This window comes from Halovulum marinum (assembly GCF_009697225.1).
GTDB lineage: Bacteria > Pseudomonadota > Alphaproteobacteria > Rhodobacterales > Rhodobacteraceae > Halovulum > Halovulum marinum.
In genome coordinates this window covers 89,237-106,505 of the sequence record NZ_WIND01000013.1, presented here as the reverse complement: position 1 = coordinate 106,505, position 17,269 = coordinate 89,237, and the positions used below count along the sequence as shown (strand labels likewise).

Here is a 17,269-nt window from a genome sequence, read left to right as displayed (position 1 = left end):
GTTATCGGTAGGTCGAGCGCGCAATACCTGCCCGTTCGGCGACAACTGACGCCGGCAAGCCGCGGCGCAAACGCGCGTCACGGATATCGGACCCGAGCTTTCGGATCGCCCGTTTGGCGGCGGGGGGTAAGGTATGACACAGGCAATGTCTTTGTCCTCGGTCTATTATAGGTATTTGTGTATGCATGAGACGGCACTTGGCCTTACGCACCCCGTTCTCATCAGGTCGCGTCATCGGACCTGCATTACCTCACCTATATCCAGCTTCTTCACATACGCGACACTCGAATGGGTGGACTGGTTCAACAACCGCCGTCTGCTCGAGCCTATCGGGAACATCCCACCGGCAGAAGCAACGGCGAACTTCTACGCCGCTCTGAAAACTGAGGACATTGCCACATAACTAGCTGAATTCAGACTCCGGCTGTCAATCGGCGCCGAACTTTGGCTCTGTCGCGCATTTGGTGCAGTTGAGTTGCCAGAGCGCTATATCTTGGCAAGCTTGATGGAGGTTGCCGATGGGTTCATGGCTTTCGCGACGAGATTTTCTACCGGCAGGGTTGAAGGCCGACCAAGTGGAGCTTGATGGCAACAGGATCCGGGTCCACGCCCATTCCTTGGATGCGTCGGCAGCATGCCCACGCTGTGGCACGGTCTCCCGCCATGTCCACAGCAAGTATTGGCGTCGGCCAGCCGATCTCCCCGCGCATGGCCGAGAAGTTGAACTGGTGCTACTGGTTCGCCGGTTTCGTTGCTGCGCTGCAGGTTGCCCGGCGAAGATTTTTTCAGAACGGTTCCCGCCTGATGTCACCCGGCCACATTCGCGTAGGACATCACGCTTGCAAGAACTGGTGCGTCACATCGGCATTGCTCTTGGTGGGCGCCCCGCGCAGGCGCTTGCTGTACGGCTTCTGCTGCCGGTGAGCAAAGACACTTTCCTGCGCAGCGTTCGGGCGAAGACCGAGGAGGCTGCCGCGGAACCTCGTGTGGTGGGTATCGACGACTGGGCGTGGCGCAAGGGACAGCGATATGGCACGCTGATCTGCGATCTCGAACGGCGGAAGGTCATCGATCTGCTGCCCGACCGAGAGCCCGCCACTGTGGAAGCGTGGCTCCGCGCGCGTCCCGGGATCGAGGTTGTCGCCCGCGATCGCAACGGTGGCTATGGCGGTGCTGCCGCTCGCGCCCTGCCAGACGCAGTTCAAGTCGCGGATCGTTGGCATCTGCTAGAGAATGCAAGTGCCGCCTTCCTGGCCGCCGTGCAGCGGAACATGCCAGCCATTCGCAAGGCAATCGGGGTAGAGACCCTCGATCCGAGGCTTCTGACGGCAGCGGAAAGGCTGCAATTCGAGGGTTTTCAAAGGCGCCAGCAGACCAACCACATGGTCCGCCGAATGGCAGACGAGGGTGTTCCCATCAAACGGATCGTGCGTCTGACCGGGCTGAGTCGCGGCTTGGTCCGCCAGATCGTCCGCGGTGAGCGCGAAGATGTTTTCCGCATCCGTGAGAGCAGCTTGACCGCTTGGTTGCCTCGGCTGGAACGGGAGTGGAGCGGCGGATGCCGCAACGGCGCAGAACTCTGGCGCCGGTTACGGGCTGATGGGTTTCAAGGCAGTCTCCGGGTCGTCGGCGAGTGGGCGACACGCCAGCGCCGGGCCGAGCAAGCGGTACCGTCCGGAACCGGAAAATCGCCACCTGCCCGAAGGATTGCGCGGCTCCTGACCATGGGACGGGATCATCTGACTCGTGCCGATGCAATCCAGGTCGTGCGGATCGAAGCGGCGCTACCAGCGCTGGCAACCGCCCGGGAACTGACCGACCGGTTCACTGAAATGGTGCGAAACGCCCGTGAGAGTGCCCTGGGCGCCTGGCTCGACGAAGCCGACGACAGCTTGCTCTCATCCTTCGCCCGTGGCCTTCGTAGCGACCAGGCCGCAGTTGCCGCCGCATTGCGGGAGCCCTGGTCGAACGGGCAGACCGAGGGCCAGATCAATCGCCTGAAGACGCTGAAACGCCAGATGTATGGGCGCGCGAATATCGACCTGCTCAAGGCTCGGCTTGTCGCGGCATCATAGTCGAAAAGGTGCATCAACTCTGAGTCAGAGCCATTCTTGGACGCCGATCACCCCCGCTACGGGGTCACTTTTCGGCTCTGTCGCGCATTTGGTGCAGTTGAGTTGCCAGAGCGCTATATCTTGGCAAGCTTGATGGAGGTTGCCGATGGGTTCATGGCTTTCGCGACGAGATTTTCTACCGGCAGGGTTGAAGGCCGACCAAGTGGAGCTTGATGGCAACAGGATCCGGGTCCACGCCCATTCCTTGGATGCGTCGGCAGCATGCCCACGCTGTGGCACGGTCTCCCGCCATGTCCACAGCAAGTATTGGCGTCGGCCAGCCGATCTCCCCGCGCATGGCCGAGAAGTTGAACTGGTGCTACTGGTTCGCCGGTTTCGTTGCTGCGCTGCAGGTTGCCCGGCGAAGATTTTTTCAGAACGGTTCCCGCCTGATGTCACCCGGCCACATTCGCGTAGGACATCACGCTTGCAAGAACTGGTGCGTCACATCGGCATTGCTCTTGGTGGGCGCCCCGCGCAGGCGCTTGCTGTACGGCTTCTGCTGCCGGTCAGCAAAGACACTCGCCTGCGCCGCGTTCGGCCGAAGGCCGAGGAGGCTGCCGCGGAACCTCGTGTGGTGGGTATCGACGACTGGGCGTGGCGCAAGGGACAGCGATATGGCACGCTGATCTGCGATCTCGAACGGCGGAAGGTCATCGATCTGCTGCCCGACCGAGAGCCCGCCACTGTGGAAGCGTGGCTCCGCGCGCGTCCCGGGATCGAGGTTGTCGCCCGCGATCGCAACGGTGGCTATGGCGGTGCTGCCGCTCGCGCCCTGCCAGACGCAGTTCAAGTCGCGGATCGTTGGCATCTGCTAGAGAATGCAAGTGCCGCCTTCCTGGCCGCCGTGCAGCGGAACATGCCAGCCATTCGCAAGGCAATCGGGGTAGAGACCCTCGATCCGAGGCTTCTGACGGCAGCGGAAAGGCTGCAATTCGAGGGTTTTCAAAGGCGCCAGCAGACCAACCACATGGTCCGCCGAATGGCAGACGAGGGTGTTCCCATCAAACGGATCGTGCGTCTGACCGGGCTGAGTCGCGGCTTGGTCCGCCAGATCGTCCGCGGTGAGCGCGAAGATGTTTTCCGCATCCGTGAGAGCAGCTTGACCGCTTGGTTGCCTCGGCTGGAACGGGAGTGGAGCGGCGGATGCCGCAACGGCGCAGAACTCTGGCGCCGGTTACGGGCTGATGGGTTTCAAGGCAGTCTCCGGGTCGTCGGCGAGTGGGCGACACGCCAGCGCCGGGCCGAGCAAGCGGTACCGTCCGGAACCGGAAAATCGCCACCTGCCCGAAGGATTGCGCGGCTCCTGACCATGGGACGGGATCATCTGACTCGTGCCGATGCAATCCAGGTCGTGCGGATCGAAGCGGCGCTACCAGCGCTGGCAACCGCCCGGGAACTGACCGACCGGTTCACTGAAATGGTGCGAAACGCCCGTGAGAGTGCCCTGGGCGCCTGGCTCGACGAAGCCGACGACAGCTTGCTCTCATCCTTCGCCCGTGGCCTTCGTAGCGACCAGGCCGCAGTTGCCGCCGCATTGCGGGAGCCCTGGTCGAACGGGCAGACCGAGGGCCAGATCAATCGCCTGAAGACGCTGAAACGCCAGATGTATGGGCGCGCGAATATCGACCTGCTCAAGGCTCGGCTTGTCGCGGCATCATAGTCGAAAAGGTGCATCAACTCTGAGTCAGAGCCACTTTTCCATGCCGGTTCACAGATGACCTCGATTAAGAGCTACGCGACATCTGACTTCACAGACTCAGATCCAATACGGTCTTTGATCGCCTCGGCGTCTGACTGGGATACGAGCTGGTTCTCAGTAGCCCGGGCGGACGCGCCAGGCCCAAACCTTCACGCCAGACAATCCGCCGTTCACACTTAGCCTTAGAAAACAACGCTTCGGCTCAGCCGAGACCAGTACGGGTCCCGGCCAAGCCCACCTGCAAAGCTGACGTCGCCAGTCAGCCTAGATCGGGCTGGTGACCCGGCGGCGGCGAGAACCCCAGGTCGCCGCGCGCGATCACCGCCTCGCGTCCTCCGTTCAGCTCCACCAGGTCGCGCTGGCGGGTCTTGGCACGGCGGTCGACCTCTTCCGGGTCAAGCAGATCGCGCAGCCGCGCCTCGCACGCGGCGATGACCTCGCCGTAGTCGGGATCCGTACCAAGGTCGTTCAGCTCCTGCGGATCCGTCTCGCGATCGAACAGCTGTGAGGGATGCGCCACGTAGTGCACGTACTTGTACTTTCCGTGGCGGATCATGAACGCACCCGTGGTCGAGCCCATGGCGTGGTACTCGGACAGGATCGTCCGATCCGGCTCAAGGCCGTTGGCCATGTCACCGATCGACACCCCCGGATGGTCGTCGTCGATCATTCCGGGGCCCGTTTCTCCCGTCGCCTCCTCTCTCATCTTCAGGATCCTTGCGCCGCGGCCGTGATAGACATCGGCCGGTGTCAGGTTGGCCAGGCTCTCGTGGTAGCGATGGTTGTTGTAGTGGTCGATGAAGGCGGCGATCTGCCGTTCCAGGTCGCCGGGCAGGAAGTAGTTTTCCAAGAGGACCCGGTTCTTCATGGTCTGATGCCAGCGCTCGATCTTGCCTTGGGTTTGCGGGTGATGCGGTGCGCCTCGAACATGATCCATTCCCTTGCCCTCAAGATAGTTGGCCAGATCGGCGGCAACGTAAGATGACAGGGATCTCGGGCCGGGAGGGCGTGTGGCTGATCTTTTCAAATTGCATGACGACCTCACAGACTGTCGCGGCCACATCAGGAGAGCTGGCGCACGACGACACGGCCCGACCGGGGCACTTCGATCCTGAAATGGCTTGCTTGTGTCACGTTCAGGACCAGCGATGGACGAAAGCAGACCCAGTTCTCATGGCCGGGGTGGCGCACGCTTTCATATCGAATGCCGGCGCGTGCGCCTTCTTCCCGAACCCGCCGACCGAAGGCCTGGGTCTCGGGATGGCATGCATCGTCGGGATCGTGATTTTCCGGGTGTGCTCCAAAGATGTCGACGTAGTCGCCCGCCAGATCCGATCTGTATTGCCGATAGGTCTCGGCTTTCTGTGTCAGGGCACTCAAGGCGATCTCCTCGCGCAACCCGTTGGCCACCTCCAGAAGCGCCGTGTTGATGCTGGTAGAGCAATACCACGCCCCCAGGCTCGAATCCGTGAACCTGAGCCCGCCAGGCGATCCGTGCAGAAAAGCCGCCATGACCACACTCGCGTTCGGGCGTCCATACACCCACTCCGCCCGGGGCAGGCGCTCGAGCCGCGGAGCCACCAGGCGGTCATTCGTCCAGCCCTCCAAGTACATCACGGCATCCAGATCATCTGCGGCAGCGACCGCTTCAAAGGCCGATACCGGCGGAAACCGCGAGGGGATGAGGCGTGACGTTCCCGCCGGCGCGGACGTCACATCGTAATCGATGATCCTCATGCGAACACGAGGTCGCCCTCGGTGACCGCCTCGAAACTCCCCTCCGGTGCGCCAGCGCCCATGTTGCCGCCTCGCCAGGCATCGAGGTAGCGGCGCACCGACATGAGTCCGTCGTGCCCGCCTTCCAGCATGTAGACCATAGGCGAGGCCCCCGCGAAGAGCGTGCCCCGATGAGGTCCCTTCAGCCAGACCAGCGCCTCACTCTCGCTCTCGAACAGGATGCTCAGCGCCTTGTAAATCCCGAGCACCGCCGAGATCCGCAAGAGCGTATCAAGCGGCAGGGTGAGAGACCGCTGTTCGCGCGCCTTCTTCATCCACTGATGATAGGTTGATCGGCCGGGATCCCCGAGGAGGGAAATGCGCTCCGCTTCGCTCAAGCCAAATCGATCCGCGATCTCGCGAAAAGCGCGCAGGCCGGGAGCGCTTGTCCGTTCACGGTCTTCTTTGGAAATCGTGTGGTACCCGATGCCCTTGGAGGGGGCGTCGACACCTGAAACGCTGGCAATACGCATCGCTATGCTCCTTGTCCATATATGAACATATGGTCCACATGTGGACACGTCAAGAGCTACCAGCAAGGTGAACGAGGAGATTGGGGAATGGCAAGGTTTGCCTCGGACGTCAGTCCCGGCCATCGATGCGCCCGGCAGAAACAGTGCGGCGCCCCCGAACCGGAAGCGCTGCTGCTCTTGTTTGTCTGACGCAATGCGGAAAGCCGCTACAGCCAACCCAGTGCGCCGGGCAGCCAGAGGCTCAGCCCCGGTATAAAGACTAGCAGAATCAGCCGGGCGAGGTCTGCGAAGATGAACGGAATCACGCCGCGGAAGATCTTGCCTAGCGGCAGGTCGTCCGCCATCGCGTGCAGCACGAAGACGTTGATGCCGATGGGCGGGGTGATCATGCCAAGTTCGATCACAACCACGTTGACCACGCCCCACCAAACCGGATCGTAGCCCATGCCGACCACCAGTGGATAAACGAAGGGCAGCGTCAACACCATCGCGGCAATCGTGTCGAATATCGAGCCCAGCACCAGGTAGAAACCAAGGAGGCAGAAAATCACCAGAAGGTCAGGCAGGCCTAGTCCCTCGATCCACGCGACGGCAGCCATTGGTAGCCCAGATAGAGTTGCGAAATACGAGAATACCGACGCACCGATGATGATGACGAAGATCAGTCCGGTGTTGGCGGCGGTATCGCCCAGGCAGGACAGGAAGCTGCCGACCGTCAGACGGCGGCGCAGCAGCGCCAGCCCCAATGCGATAGTCGCGCCGACAGACGCGGCCTCAGTTACGGTGAAGATGCCACTGTAGATGCCGCCTGAAACGGCGACCGCCAGTAGCAAAACTGCCCAATTCTGCTTGGTGACCTGACGCCGCTCGGTCCAGGTGCTGCGCGGCCCGACTGGGGCTGTCTCGGGGTACAGGCGCACGGTAATTGCGACCGCGAAAAAGTAGAACACCACAGCCAGAAGACCGGGAATGATCGCGGCCAGAAACAGAGTGATGATCGAGTTCTCGGTCAGGATCGCATAAAGGATCATTACCACGCTTGGCGGAATGATCATGCCCAGTGTCCCGCCCGAGGCGATGGACCCGGCGGCAAGTGAGCGGGAATACCCGCGCTGGACCATCTCGGGCATGGCGATCTTCACCATCGTGGCCGCTGTGGCAACTGAACTACCGCAGACCGCGCCGAAACCCGCACAGGCGCCGATAGTGGCGAAGATCAGGCCGCCCCTGAGGTGACCCAGATAGACCTGCGCGAGCTTGTAGAGTTCGGACGACAACCCACCCACATTGGCGAGATTTCCCATAAGCAGGAACATGGCGACCACCGCCAGTCCCTCGGATGCCATCGCGGCCGAGGGTTCCGTGCCCAGCAAAGACAGCGCCGGGCCGAAACCGATGATCAGCCCGGTGCCGATGACGCCAACGATACCCATGGCGACGCCGACAGGCACTTGCAGAATGATCAGCGCAAACATGGCCAGCAGGCCCAGAGAGCCCACGAGGAAAGGATCGGTCACGGCGTTACCTTATGCAACTTCGGCGGTATCGCCGGATTTCAGATCCGCCAGTGCTGGCGGCTCACCTGTCCACGCGGCGCGGGCCCAGGCCCAGGTGACATAGGCTTGCACCGGCACGCACAGCGCCATGATCGCCGTTGCGATCCACCACCAGATCGCCAGCGGAATTTCAACGGTGCGGGTAGTGCGCCCGGCCTCGGCATAATTCGACGTCAGCGCAACGAACTGCCAGGCCAGCACCGCAAAGAACGCCAGAGTAAGCAAACCGGCGAACGCCTCCAACGCCATCGACCCGCGAGGACCGATCAGCTTGCCCAGTATGCGCACTGTCACGTTGCTTTGCCGAAGCAGGCCGGCGGGGAAGCAACTGGCGATGACGATGGGATAGACAAGCTCTCCGTAGTCGTGAAAGCCCGAAATGCGCGGCACACCGATGTAGCGTGCCGAGCCGTCATAGAAGGTCAGGAGCGCCACGACCACCAGCCCGGCAAATCCGGTCAGCGCGACGGTCTGCGTCAGCCTGTCGATCCGCCGCGCCAGACCTGGCGCGGCACCGAGTGCCGAGGCGCTCCCCGCCATCAGCTCTCGCCCCGTAGTCCAGCCAGGATGGCTTGGGTCTGGTCAAAGATCTCTTGGCCATTGTCGGTCCGTTCAATCCACCACTGGTGTACGGCCTGCGTGGTTTCCTCATGAGCAGCCAACTTGTCTGCGTCCGGGATCAGGATCTCCAGTCGGCCCTCGGCCTTCTGCTCCTCGACGACCTTTTCGCCGGCAGCGGTGTAGGCAGCCGCTCCGGACTCCGCCATTGCCAGCCCGCCATGTGTCATCATCGATTCCTGAACTTCCGGCGGCAGACTGTCCCACTTGGCTTCGTTCATCAGCAGCAGGAACGGAATGGTACCCGCGGGAACATCGACTGCCTGGCTCACCAGCGGGAAGGACTTGAACGTATTCATCCCGGTCCAGCCCTGGATCACGCCGTCAATGGTGCCCCGGTTCAGCGCCTCGTTGTACTCGGCCGAACTGAGCGCCTGCGGAGATGCACCGAACGCCTCAAGCCATTTTGCCTGGATCGCCCCGGCGGAACGGATCTTCTTGCCATCCAGATCCTCCAGTCCGGCAATCGGCTCTTCCATGAAAAGTGCATTCGGCTCGGTCGCGAAGATTCCAATCACATGCACACCGTCGAATCCGGTCAGCAGACCCGCCTCGTGCAGTTTCCAACCTACGATCGATGCCTCGTCAGCCGTGCGAAACAGGAATGGGAGTTCGAAGAGGCTCATTTCCGGGAACTGGCCCGCGGTATAAGAGGGCAGCACCCAGGTGATGTCCGCGACGCCGTTCTGCACCAGCTCGAACTGCTTTACCGGGCTCTTGCCCAATGTGCCGCCCCAGAAGCCTTGCATCTTTACAGCGCCACCAACGTCGGCTTGAACCGCGTCCATCCATGGCTTGATGACACCCGCGACACCGGTAGACTGTTCCGGCACAAAGGTTGCGACTTTCACCTGCTCCTGAGCCGCTGCTACGGCTAGGCTTCCGACAAGAATGGCAGTCGCTGCCGCCATGATCCTGGTCATTTTCATCTTTTCATCTCCTGTTGGGATCCGCCGTCAGTTGTTTTGTCCCAAGGCGCGCAGCGGAACCGGACGCCGAGGGATCGTTATCGTCTTTTGTTCGGTATAGAAATTCTCGCAGGCCGCGCCGCCTTCGCGTCCCACGCCGGAGGCGCCATAGCCACCGAAGGGCGCGCGCAACTCACGCATCATCGGTGTGTTGACCCACAGAACGCCTGCACGCAGCCCGTCAGTAATCTGCATCACCGTGGGCAGATCGTCGGACCAGACATAAGCCACCAGCCCGAAGGCGGTATCATTGGCGATGGCGACAGCTTCGTCGTTGGTATCGAACGGCAGGAAGGTCGCGAATGGACCGAATATCTCGTTCTGCGCCACCCGGTCGGCGTTCGAACAGGCCCGCACAGCCGTCGGCGCCACGAAATAGCCCCTACCCAGGTCCTCGCGCCGGGCTGCACCCGTCATGACCGAACCGCCATCGGCGCGTGCGATGTCCGCGAACCCCAGAACCCGGTCCCGATGGGGGGCCGAGGCCAGCGGCCCCAATTCCGTGTCGTCCGCGGTGGGGTCGCCAACCCGGAGATGCTCGGCACGCTCCACGAACCGGCCCATAAACTCGTCCATGATCGAGCGGTGCACAAGGATCCGTGAGCCCGCCAGACACTGCTGCCCGTTGTTCGAGAATATCCCCAGCAGCGCACCGTCCAGCGCCCGGTCCAAGTCCGCGCTTTCAGTGATGATATTTGCCGACTTGCCGCCCAGTTCCATCGTGCAGGGCACCAGGTTCTGCCCGGCAGCGGACATGATCGCGCGCCCGGTCTCGGTTCCGCCGGTGAAGCTGACCAGGTCCACGCCCTTGTGTGCCACCAGCGCGGCGCCGGTGACGGTGCCACGTCCGTTGACCAGGTTCAGCACGCCTTCGGGCAAGGTTTCCTGCAACAGCTCGACCAGCCGGGCGACTGCCAGCGGGGTCTGCTCAGACGGCTTGACGACGCAGGTGTTCCCGAAGGCAAGCGCGGCGGCGATCTTCATTGAGGCCAGCGCGACTGGCGCGTTCCAGGGCGCGATCAGTGCGGCGACGCCCACCGGGTCGCGGGCCACGGTGGTCACGTAGTCCGTCGCCTGGTCATAGCGCTGCCCGGTCGCCTGCCCGATGTAATCCGCAAAGAAACTGAAATTGTAAGCTGCCCGCACCATGTGCCGCGCCTTCAGTTCGCGCAGCAGCAGGCCGGTGTTCAAACATTCCAGCCGCGCCAGTTCGTCGGCATGTGCCAGGATGATCGCCTGGCAGCGGCGCAATACCTGCATCCGCGCCTCGACGCCCAGTCGAGGCCACGGCCCCCCATCGAACGCCCGCCGCGCGGCGTTCACCGCCTTGTCCACTGCCGAGGCGTCATCCTCGGTCAGTGTCGAAACCTGTGCTCCCGTTGCCGGATACCACACCGGAATGTCGATCCCGCCCCCAGACGACGGCGCCCCCGCGACAAGGCCGCCGAGACGTTCGGGTGCGGTGATCGGGTGTTTATAATTCACGTGTGGTCGTCCTTAGGTCATGTACGCGCCACCGTTGACGTGCAACGTCTGGCCCGTGATGTACGCGGAATCTGGTGAAGTCAGGAACAGGATCGGGCCAGCCACATCCTTGGGCACGGCCAGTCGGCGCATCGGGTTTCCGGCAGCATAGGCCTCGAAGTCAAGTCTGGGCGGGGCGGTTTCGTCTCCGTGGCCAGTGCCTCCCCTTAAGAAGGCAGTGTCCACGGCGGCCGGGGCCACGCAGTTGACGCGGATGTGGGGGGACATCTCGGTTGCCAACTGACGGGTCAGCGCCGCGATCCCCGCTTTGGCTACCGCATATGCGCCATAGCCGGGGCGCGCGTGGCTACCCAGTCCCGAACCGGTATTGACGATCGCCCCGCCCTCCCGCAGCCGCGGCGCAACGGCGCGCGCAGCCCGGAATGCGGTGCCCAGATTGCCCGAGATCACCTCGTCCCAACCTTGGTCATCTATAGCAGCCAACGGCGCAGAGGGCGCCGCGTATCCAGCAAGGTTCACGAAAGCATCCAGCCCGGCACCGGCCGACTCCAGCGCATTGTCCAATCCCTTGGGGTCAGCAAGTGCGAAGCCACAGGCCGTTACACCCTCTGGCACCGGATGCCGCTCAAGTGAAGTTTCCAGATCCGCTATAGCCACTTGCCATCCCCGATCACGGGCCATTTCCACCAGGCACCGCCCGATGCCGCCCGCGCCACCAAGGATCAGCATCCGCCCGGTCATTGGATCTCAGCCGCGCGGCGCAATCCAGCGATCATCGAAGACCGCAGCAGGAAGTTCCGCGTCCGGTCCGGATCGGCGGCGATGGATTTGAGCTCCTGCAGATGCGCCCTGCGTTTCTCCGGGTCGATCGTGTTCATCCGCTTCCGGTTGGTATCGGCCTGGGCCAGGATCTCCTCGGCGGCGATCGGACGGCGCTGACGCTCATATTTATCCAGCAGTCCGGCGTCCCCGCCATTCAGCACCTGCACAAGCTTTTCGGCCAGGTTGAAAGCGTCGTGAATGCCGCCGTTCATGCCCATACCGCCCTTGGGGCTGTTGAGATGGGCGGCATCGCCCGCCAGCAGCAGCCGTCCCTTGAGATAGCGGTCGGCGATCCGTTGGTGCACGCGGTATATTCGTTTCTCGACAACCTCGATCTCGGGTGCATGGGGGACGATAGCGCGCGTTTTCTGCCGGATCGATGCATCGGTCAGCGCATCTTCGGGTGTCTCGTCTTCGGCGGGATGCAGCGAAATCCGCCAGACATCCGGCAAACGCAGCAGAGAGTATGTACCTTGTGCGAACCAGATGTAGTTCACGCCGGACAAGCCGGGAATATGCTCCTCGAACGGCAGGCGTGACGTGGCAAGCACGGTGCTTTCGGGGTAGGTCTGCCCCTCAAGATGCACGCCCATGGCACCCCGCACGATGCTGCGCGCGCCATCGCAACCGATGACATAGGCCGCGCCTTGCCGCTCGCCGCCCGCTTCAACCCAGGCCCCGGTGTCATCCTGGCCTACAGCTTGGACTTCTGTCGAAAACTCGACCATTTCCGCAGGCAATCGTCGAAGCAGCGCATCACATAGTCGGGCCTGACGACATTGCAGGCGATAGGGATGTGCAGTGTCGGCCTTCAATACGCCAAGATCGAATTCCGCGCTGTTCCCGTTTTCGTGCTGGCGAATCTGCCAGGTCGGGGTGATCCTGCCCGCGCCGATCAGTTCGGCGCTGATCCCGCTGGCATCCAGCATGTCCAGCGTCGGCGGATGGAATGTGGACGCACGTAACTGGTCTGGCACCGCGGGTTCAGACTCAAACACTTTCACCGGCACACCCTGCCCGTGCAGCAGCCATGCCATCGTCAAACCAACGGGGCCGGCGCCGACAATGATGACGGATGAGTTCATGAGCGGGTTCCTGGCGAGCGGAGGCCGATTGGAATTGACATAAGGATATACTCTTATATCTTTTGAGAAGCTGTCAAGCCACTTGATTGGACCTATGAGCATCACCTTCCCAGACCCTACGACAAGCGCTGTTCTGATCGTCGACCTTCAGAATGATTTCCTAGATCCTGCAGGTGCTTACGGGCGGTCGGGGCAAACTGCGCATCAAATTGCGGCATTGCCTGAACGGGTCGCCCCGGTGGTGAAAGCGATGCGCGACGCAGGTGGATTCATCATTTCAACCCAGTTCACGCTGGTTCCCGGAAAGGGCGGCGAGCCGCTGATATCGCCGCATCTGAAATCCCTGCGCCCATTCCTCGGCAAGGGCGACTTCACGCCCGGCGAATGGGGCCATCAGCTTGTCGACATGCTACGACCTGCGGATTTCACCATCGAGAAGGTGGCCTATTCAGCCTTCTACATGACGCGCCTTGAATGGGTGCTGCGCAAGGCCGGGATCGATGCGCTCTTCGTCTGCGGCATTGTCACCAACGGCGGCGTCGCCTCGACCGTGCGCGACGCCCATCTGCGCGATTTTCATACCCACGTGCTGACCGATGGCTGCGGCGCGTTCTCGGAACAGGTTCACGAAACCGCCATCGCGGACCTCTCGACCGTCGCGACCTGCCTGACATGCGCCGAGGCGCTCGAACTACTGAAGGGATCCGCATGAGCCAGTCCGATTATGGCGAAGGTGGCATCATCGGGATGCTGACCCCGCAAGCGAACACCACTGTCGAGCCTGAGTTCTGGTCCCTGCTGCCCGCAGATTGGTCGATGATCAATGCGCGGCTGACCAGCGACAAGGGCACCATCGAGGAACGACTGGTCGATTACACCACACGATTCGTCGAAACGGCGCAGCAGTTCGCCAACGCCCCGATCGATGTGATCGGCATCGGCTGCACCGGCGCCTCCTACCTCATCGGACGCGAGACCGAACAACGACTCATGGCCGAGATCTCGCAGGCTCACGGAATACCCTGCTGGACCGCCGCCGCGGCGACAGTGAAGGCGCTCGACGCAATCGGCGCAAAGAAGATCGCCCTCCTCTCGCCCTACCCCGACACGCTGAACGCCAAATGCGTGCCCTACTGGGAAAGCTTCGGTTACGAAGTCGTCGCCTGTACCGGTCCCAAGTTGGTGACCGAGAAGTTCCATCCGATCTACGCGATGACCGGAGCGGCGACATTGGACTCAATGCGGGAATTGCAGAAGCTCGACTGCGACGCCATCGCCATGCTCGGTACTGGAATGCCCACGCTGCTGCCGCTGGTCGCCGGAGAGCGTGGCGATGGCCCGGTCCCGATCTCATGCAACCTCGCCCTCGCGTGGGCATGCGTCGAACCACAGCGCGGACGGGCACTTGATGCACCAACGCTAAAGGAGTGGGTGGATGGCGTGGAATGGAAATCCCGGTTCCGTGCGCTGTTTCCCGCCGCGGCGGGCTGATCCCTCAGCTCTCGCCGGCACGATAAAGCCAGCCCCGGCATTGTCTGTCGGTTTTGGAAAATGTTTCGATCAGACTGATGTCCTGCAACGTCAGATCTATGGGCGACAGCCCCTTCAACAACATTCGTCGAGCCAGCGGCGCAATTTCGAAGTCGTATGCGGCGCCCGCGGCCTCGACCCGGCAAGTCTTGAGATCGGTCCGCACACGCCGACCTTGCGGATCGTCTGAAGTCCAAGCCGCGATCCGGTCCAGCGCCGCTCGCGGCAGCGCAACGGGCAGGATTCCGTTTGCCACGCAATTATCGTGGAAGATCGAGGCAATGGTCTCGGCTATCACCACTCGAAAACCATAGTCCGCAAGCGCCCAGACCGCATGCTCCCGAGACGAGCCGCAACCTGCGTTTCGCCCCAGCATCAGCACAGAGGCCTTCGCGTAGTCCGGCTGGTTCAAAAGGAATCCGGGGGCAGGCTCACGTTTCCCGTCCGCATAGCGGAAATTGGCGAACAACCCGTCCGCCAGCCCCGCCTTGGAGACCCGCTTCATCTCGCGCGATGGGATGATCACATCGGTGTTCATGTTGTCCGTCATCAATGGGAGTGCGACGCCATCATGGGTGGTGAACGACTTCACAACAGCACCTCTCGCACGTCGCTGATCCGACCGTTGACCGCGCTCCACGCTACGGTTTCCGGGCTGGCGATATGGGTCCTTACCCCCGGCCCCTGCCGGCCTTCGAAGTTGCGATTGGTCGAGGAAACGACCCGTGCGCCGGGAGCGAATGTTTCACCCCCAGCGTAAAAGCAAAAGGCACAGCCTGCCTCGTGCCACTCGAAACCCGCATCCCGAAAGATCGCGTCCAACCCTTCCGCCTCGGCGGCGCGTTTCACCGCTGTCGAACCGGGCGCACAAACCGCCCGCACGCTGGCCGGCACCATTCGTCCACGCAGCAGATCGGCAGCACGCCGTAGATCACTGAGCCGGCTGTTGGTGCACGACCCGATGAAGGCACCGTCGATCGGCTGGCCCAGGATCGGCGTGCCCGGCTCAAGCCCGACATAGCGATAGGCGGCCTCCAGCCCCGGCTCACCGGGCAGCAGCCCATCCACCGGGGTTGCGTGCTCAGGACTGGTCCCCCAGCTAACCGTCGGCGCGATCCCCGAGACGTCCACCGCGATATCACGGTCGAACACCGCATCCGCGTCGCTGGCCAGCGCCATCCACTGCACCTCGGCCTCGGGCACATCCTCGGCGCGAGGCGCGAATGCCCGACCGCGCACGTAGTCCAGCGTCTTGCGGTCCGGCGCCACCAGCGCCGTGAACGCGGCGAACTCCACGCCCATGTTGCAGAGCGTCAGACGTTCCTCGACCTCCATCCCCTCGACCACGGGCCCGGCGAATTCGATCACGTGCCCGGCGCCAAATCCAGCACCGAAGCGACAGATCAGGTGGATGATGATGTCCTTCGCGGTCAGCCAGCCGGGGCGCACACCCTCCAGCCGGATACGCATCTGCCGGTGCGACGCAATCCGGAGAGTCCGCGTCGCCAGCGCATGTTCGCAATCGGTCGAACCGATCCCCCAGGCCAAGGCTCCAACTCCGCCGAGCGTACAGGTATGGCTGTCCGGGCAGACCATGGTGATGCCGGGCAATGCAATCCCCTGCTCCGGGGCGATGACATGCACGATGCCCTGCCGCGCGTCGTCGGTTCCGAACAGACGCAGGCCCAACTCTCCCGTCGTGCGCCGCATCTCGTCGATGAAAACCTGACCACCAGGCATCCGCGTACCGCCGGGCCGGCCGGGTCGCGTATCCACGATATGATCGATGGTCGAGAACACCATCTCGGGCGCCATGATCCCGCGCCCCTCGTCGATCATGTTCGAAAGGGCAATCGATCCTGTCCGCTCGTGCAGCATGATCCGATCAATGTATATCAACGACGAGCCGTCCTTGAACCGACGCACTTCGTGTGCGTCGCGCATCTTCTGATAGAGCGTCAGGCCCATTCTCAGTCTCTCTCCAGCTCCGCTAGAACATCCGCAGTGTCCGCTCCGACCGAAGGAGGGGACGCCCGCAGTCCAAGCCGCGCCCCATCGATTTCCAGCGGGAGCGCGGGCAAGCGCACGCGCTTGCCGTCAGGCAGGTCCATCTCGAGCAACCCACCCGCTGCCAGTTGTGGATCGTCCAACAAGTCGTCGGGCTTGCGGATCGGCGCGAAAGGCAGACCGACCTCTTCCAGCCTGGCGCTCAGTGCCTCGGTGCTCAGCGCGCCGAAGATGCCACGCAGCCGGGGCATGATGACCTCACGCCGCGTCACGCGGCCCCGGTTGTCGGCCATGTCCGGATCGCCCGCCCAGTCGTCCAGCCCAAAGGCACCGCACAGCGCCTTCCACTGGCTGTCGCTGACCACGCCCACGAACATATGCCCGTCAGCGGTGTTGAACACGTCATAGACCGCCCAGGCCGAGATCCGCTCGGGCATTGGAGGCGCGGGAGTGCCGGTGACGGCCCCCTGCGCGATGTGCTGCCCGACCAGGAAGGCCGTCGTCTCGAAGAGCGACGCCCGCACCTCGGCCCCCTGCCCTGTGTCCTTGCGCGCCAGCAGCGCCGACAGGATGCCGATCACCCCGAACATTGCACCGGTCACATCGATAACGCTCGCCCCCGCACGGAGCGGTCGCCCGCTGGGCCCTGTCATGTAGGCCAGCCCGCCCATCATCTGCGCGACCTCGTCCAGCGCGGTGCGGTTCTCGTAGGGTCCCGACAGGAACCCTTTGCATGACTGGTAGACGATGCCCGGATTGATCGCCTTCACGTCCTCATAGCCAAGGCCAAGCTTGTCCAGCGCTCCGCCCCGGAAGTTTTCGACCATCACGTCGGAGCGTTTCAGCAGTTCCCGCACCGCCCCCATCCCCTCGGGGGATTTCAGGTCCAGCACGACGCTGCGCTTGTTTCGGTTGTACATCGCGAAATAGCCTGCACCGGACCCCGGCAGCGTCCGCGTCTTGTCACCGCCCGACGGTTCGACCTTGATGACCTCGGCGCCTAGATCCGCCAGGATCATGCCGACTGTCGGACCCATCACCATGTGCGAAAATTCCAGGACGCGGACGCCCTCCAGATGTGCCATGCGATGCCTGCTCCGATTGCCATTCGCGATCAAATGATATAATAGCAT

General features: G+C 62.8%; 15 protein-coding genes and 2 pseudogenes. 5 read left to right on the top strand and 12 right to left on the bottom strand.

What is annotated here, in order from left to right; translation table 11 throughout:
- Positions 1-274: 274 nt before the first annotated feature.
- The 3 genes and pseudogenes from GE300_RS15165 to GE300_RS15155 form a co-directional block, all read left to right on the top strand.
- A pseudogene (locus GE300_RS15165) lies at positions 275-403 on the top strand (IS3 family transposase); the annotation flags it as partial.
- Positions 404-518: 115 nt separating this feature from the next.
- Positions 519-2,075, top strand: a complete 1,557-nt coding sequence (locus GE300_RS15160) for an ISL3 family transposase (RefSeq protein WP_154447546.1) — start codon at positions 519-521, stop codon at positions 2,073-2,075.
- Between the two features lie 145 nt (positions 2,076-2,220).
- Positions 2,221-3,777 carry an ISL3 family transposase gene (locus tag GE300_RS15155; protein ID WP_154447544.1) on the top strand — a complete coding sequence of 519 codons (1,557 nt, stop codon included), beginning with the start codon at positions 2,221-2,223 and terminating at the stop codon, positions 3,775-3,777.
- 718 nt (positions 3,778-4,495) lie between these two features.
- Here the strand turns inward: GE300_RS15155 and GE300_RS15150 are convergent.
- The 9 genes and pseudogenes from GE300_RS15150 to GE300_RS15110 form a co-directional block, all read right to left on the bottom strand.
- Positions 4,496-4,813 (bottom strand): annotated as a pseudogene (locus GE300_RS15150) (integrase core domain-containing protein); the annotation flags it as partial.
- A gap of 65 nt (positions 4,814-4,878) precedes the next feature.
- The gene (locus tag GE300_RS15145; protein ID WP_154447542.1) at positions 4,879-5,553 is read right to left on the bottom strand and encodes an RES family NAD+ phosphorylase; all 675 of its coding nucleotides are present in this window, start codon (positions 5,551-5,553) and stop codon (positions 4,879-4,881) included.
- Entirely contained in the window at positions 5,550-6,065 is a 516-nt protein-coding gene (locus GE300_RS15140; RefSeq protein ID WP_154447540.1) for an antitoxin Xre/MbcA/ParS toxin-binding domain-containing protein, read from the bottom strand. The genes GE300_RS15145 and GE300_RS15140 overlap by 4 nt, the downstream gene beginning before the upstream one ends.
- A gap of 206 nt (positions 6,066-6,271) precedes the next feature.
- Entirely contained in the window at positions 6,272-7,582 is a 1,311-nt protein-coding gene (locus tag GE300_RS15135; protein ID WP_325063262.1) for a TRAP transporter large permease, read from the bottom strand.
- A 9-nt stretch (positions 7,583-7,591) separates the two neighbouring features.
- Positions 7,592-8,161 (bottom strand): TRAP transporter small permease, encoded by a 570-nt coding sequence (locus GE300_RS15130; RefSeq protein ID WP_154447538.1) that lies wholly within the window; start codon positions 8,159-8,161, stop codon positions 7,592-7,594.
- Positions 8,161-9,168: a TRAP transporter substrate-binding protein gene (locus GE300_RS15125; protein WP_154447536.1), complete on the bottom strand. Its 1,008-nt coding sequence runs from the start codon at positions 9,166-9,168 to the stop codon at positions 8,161-8,163. Before GE300_RS15125 ends, GE300_RS15130 begins: the two co-directional genes overlap by 1 nt.
- A 27-nt stretch (positions 9,169-9,195) precedes the next feature.
- On the bottom strand, positions 9,196-10,692 hold the full coding sequence (locus GE300_RS15120) for an aldehyde dehydrogenase (RefSeq protein ID WP_325063261.1): 1,497 nt from the start codon (positions 10,690-10,692) through the stop codon (positions 9,196-9,198).
- A gap of 12 nt (positions 10,693-10,704) precedes the next feature.
- The gene (locus GE300_RS15115) at positions 10,705-11,421 is read right to left on the bottom strand and encodes an SDR family NAD(P)-dependent oxidoreductase (protein ID WP_233417064.1); all 717 of its coding nucleotides are present in this window, start codon (positions 11,419-11,421) and stop codon (positions 10,705-10,707) included.
- 8 nt (positions 11,422-11,429) lie between these two features.
- Positions 11,430-12,599 (bottom strand): FAD-dependent oxidoreductase, encoded by a 1,170-nt coding sequence (locus GE300_RS15110; protein ID WP_154447532.1) that lies wholly within the window; start codon positions 12,597-12,599, stop codon positions 11,430-11,432.
- Between the two features lie 94 nt (positions 12,600-12,693).
- Here GE300_RS15110 and GE300_RS15105 point away from each other — a divergent pair, with 94 nt between their 5' ends.
- Positions 12,694-13,311, top strand: a complete 618-nt coding sequence (locus tag GE300_RS15105; RefSeq protein ID WP_154447530.1) for a cysteine hydrolase family protein — start codon at positions 12,694-12,696, stop codon at positions 13,309-13,311.
- On the top strand, positions 13,308-14,090 hold the full coding sequence (locus GE300_RS15100) for a maleate cis-trans isomerase family protein (RefSeq protein WP_233417063.1): 783 nt from the start codon (positions 13,308-13,310) through the stop codon (positions 14,088-14,090). Before GE300_RS15105 ends, GE300_RS15100 begins: the two co-directional genes overlap by 4 nt.
- Positions 14,091-14,094: 4 nt before the next feature.
- Here the strand turns inward: GE300_RS15100 and leuD are convergent, their stop codons facing one another.
- The 3 genes from leuD to GE300_RS15085 are packed head-to-tail and all read right to left on the bottom strand — an operon-like array spanning position 14,095 to position 17,221.
- A complete protein-coding gene (gene leuD, locus GE300_RS15095; protein ID WP_325063260.1) occupies positions 14,095-14,721 on the bottom strand; it encodes a 3-isopropylmalate dehydratase small subunit in 627 nt (208 codons plus the stop codon).
- Positions 14,718-16,097, bottom strand: coding sequence for a 3-isopropylmalate dehydratase large subunit (locus tag GE300_RS15090; protein ID WP_154447526.1), 1,380 nt, complete (start codon positions 16,095-16,097; stop codon positions 14,718-14,720). Before GE300_RS15090 ends, leuD begins: the two co-directional genes overlap by 4 nt.
- A 2-nt stretch (positions 16,098-16,099) precedes the next feature.
- The gene (locus GE300_RS15085) at positions 16,100-17,221 is read right to left on the bottom strand and encodes a CaiB/BaiF CoA transferase family protein (protein ID WP_154447524.1); all 1,122 of its coding nucleotides are present in this window, start codon (positions 17,219-17,221) and stop codon (positions 16,100-16,102) included.
- Between the last annotated feature and the right edge of the window lie 48 nt (positions 17,222-17,269).

Bases quoted from the DNA above. Each gene is read 5' to 3' on its own strand.
- GE300_RS15105 (WP_154447530.1), top strand. From the start codon at position 12,694: ATGAGCATCACCTTCCCAGACCCTACGACAAGCGCTGTTCTGATCGTC.
- GE300_RS15110 (WP_154447532.1), bottom strand. From the start codon at position 12,599: ATGAACTCATCCGTCATCATTGTCGGCGCCGGCCCCGTTGGTTTGACG.
- GE300_RS15160 (WP_154447546.1), top strand. From the start codon at position 519: ATGGGTTCATGGCTTTCGCGACGAGATTTTCTACCGGCAGGGTTGAAG.
- GE300_RS15125 (WP_154447536.1), bottom strand. From the start codon at position 9,168: ATGAAAATGACCAGGATCATGGCGGCAGCGACTGCCATTCTTGTCGGA.
- GE300_RS15130 (WP_154447538.1), bottom strand. From the start codon at position 8,161: ATGGCGGGGAGCGCCTCGGCACTCGGTGCCGCGCCAGGTCTGGCGCGG.
- GE300_RS15115 (WP_233417064.1), bottom strand. From the start codon at position 11,421: ATGCTGATCCTTGGTGGCGCGGGCGGCATCGGGCGGTGCCTGGTGGAA.
- GE300_RS15155 (WP_154447544.1), top strand. From the start codon at position 2,221: ATGGGTTCATGGCTTTCGCGACGAGATTTTCTACCGGCAGGGTTGAAG.
- GE300_RS15145 (WP_154447542.1), bottom strand. From the start codon at position 5,553: ATGAGGATCATCGATTACGATGTGACGTCCGCGCCGGCGGGAACGTCA.
- GE300_RS15090 (WP_154447526.1), bottom strand. From the start codon at position 16,097: ATGGGCCTGACGCTCTATCAGAAGATGCGCGACGCACACGAAGTGCGT.
- GE300_RS15100 (WP_233417063.1), top strand. From the start codon at position 13,308: ATGAGCCAGTCCGATTATGGCGAAGGTGGCATCATCGGGATGCTGACC.
- GE300_RS15085 (WP_154447524.1), bottom strand. From the start codon at position 17,221: ATGGCACATCTGGAGGGCGTCCGCGTCCTGGAATTTTCGCACATGGTG.
- GE300_RS15140 (WP_154447540.1), bottom strand. From the start codon at position 6,065: ATGCGTATTGCCAGCGTTTCAGGTGTCGACGCCCCCTCCAAGGGCATC.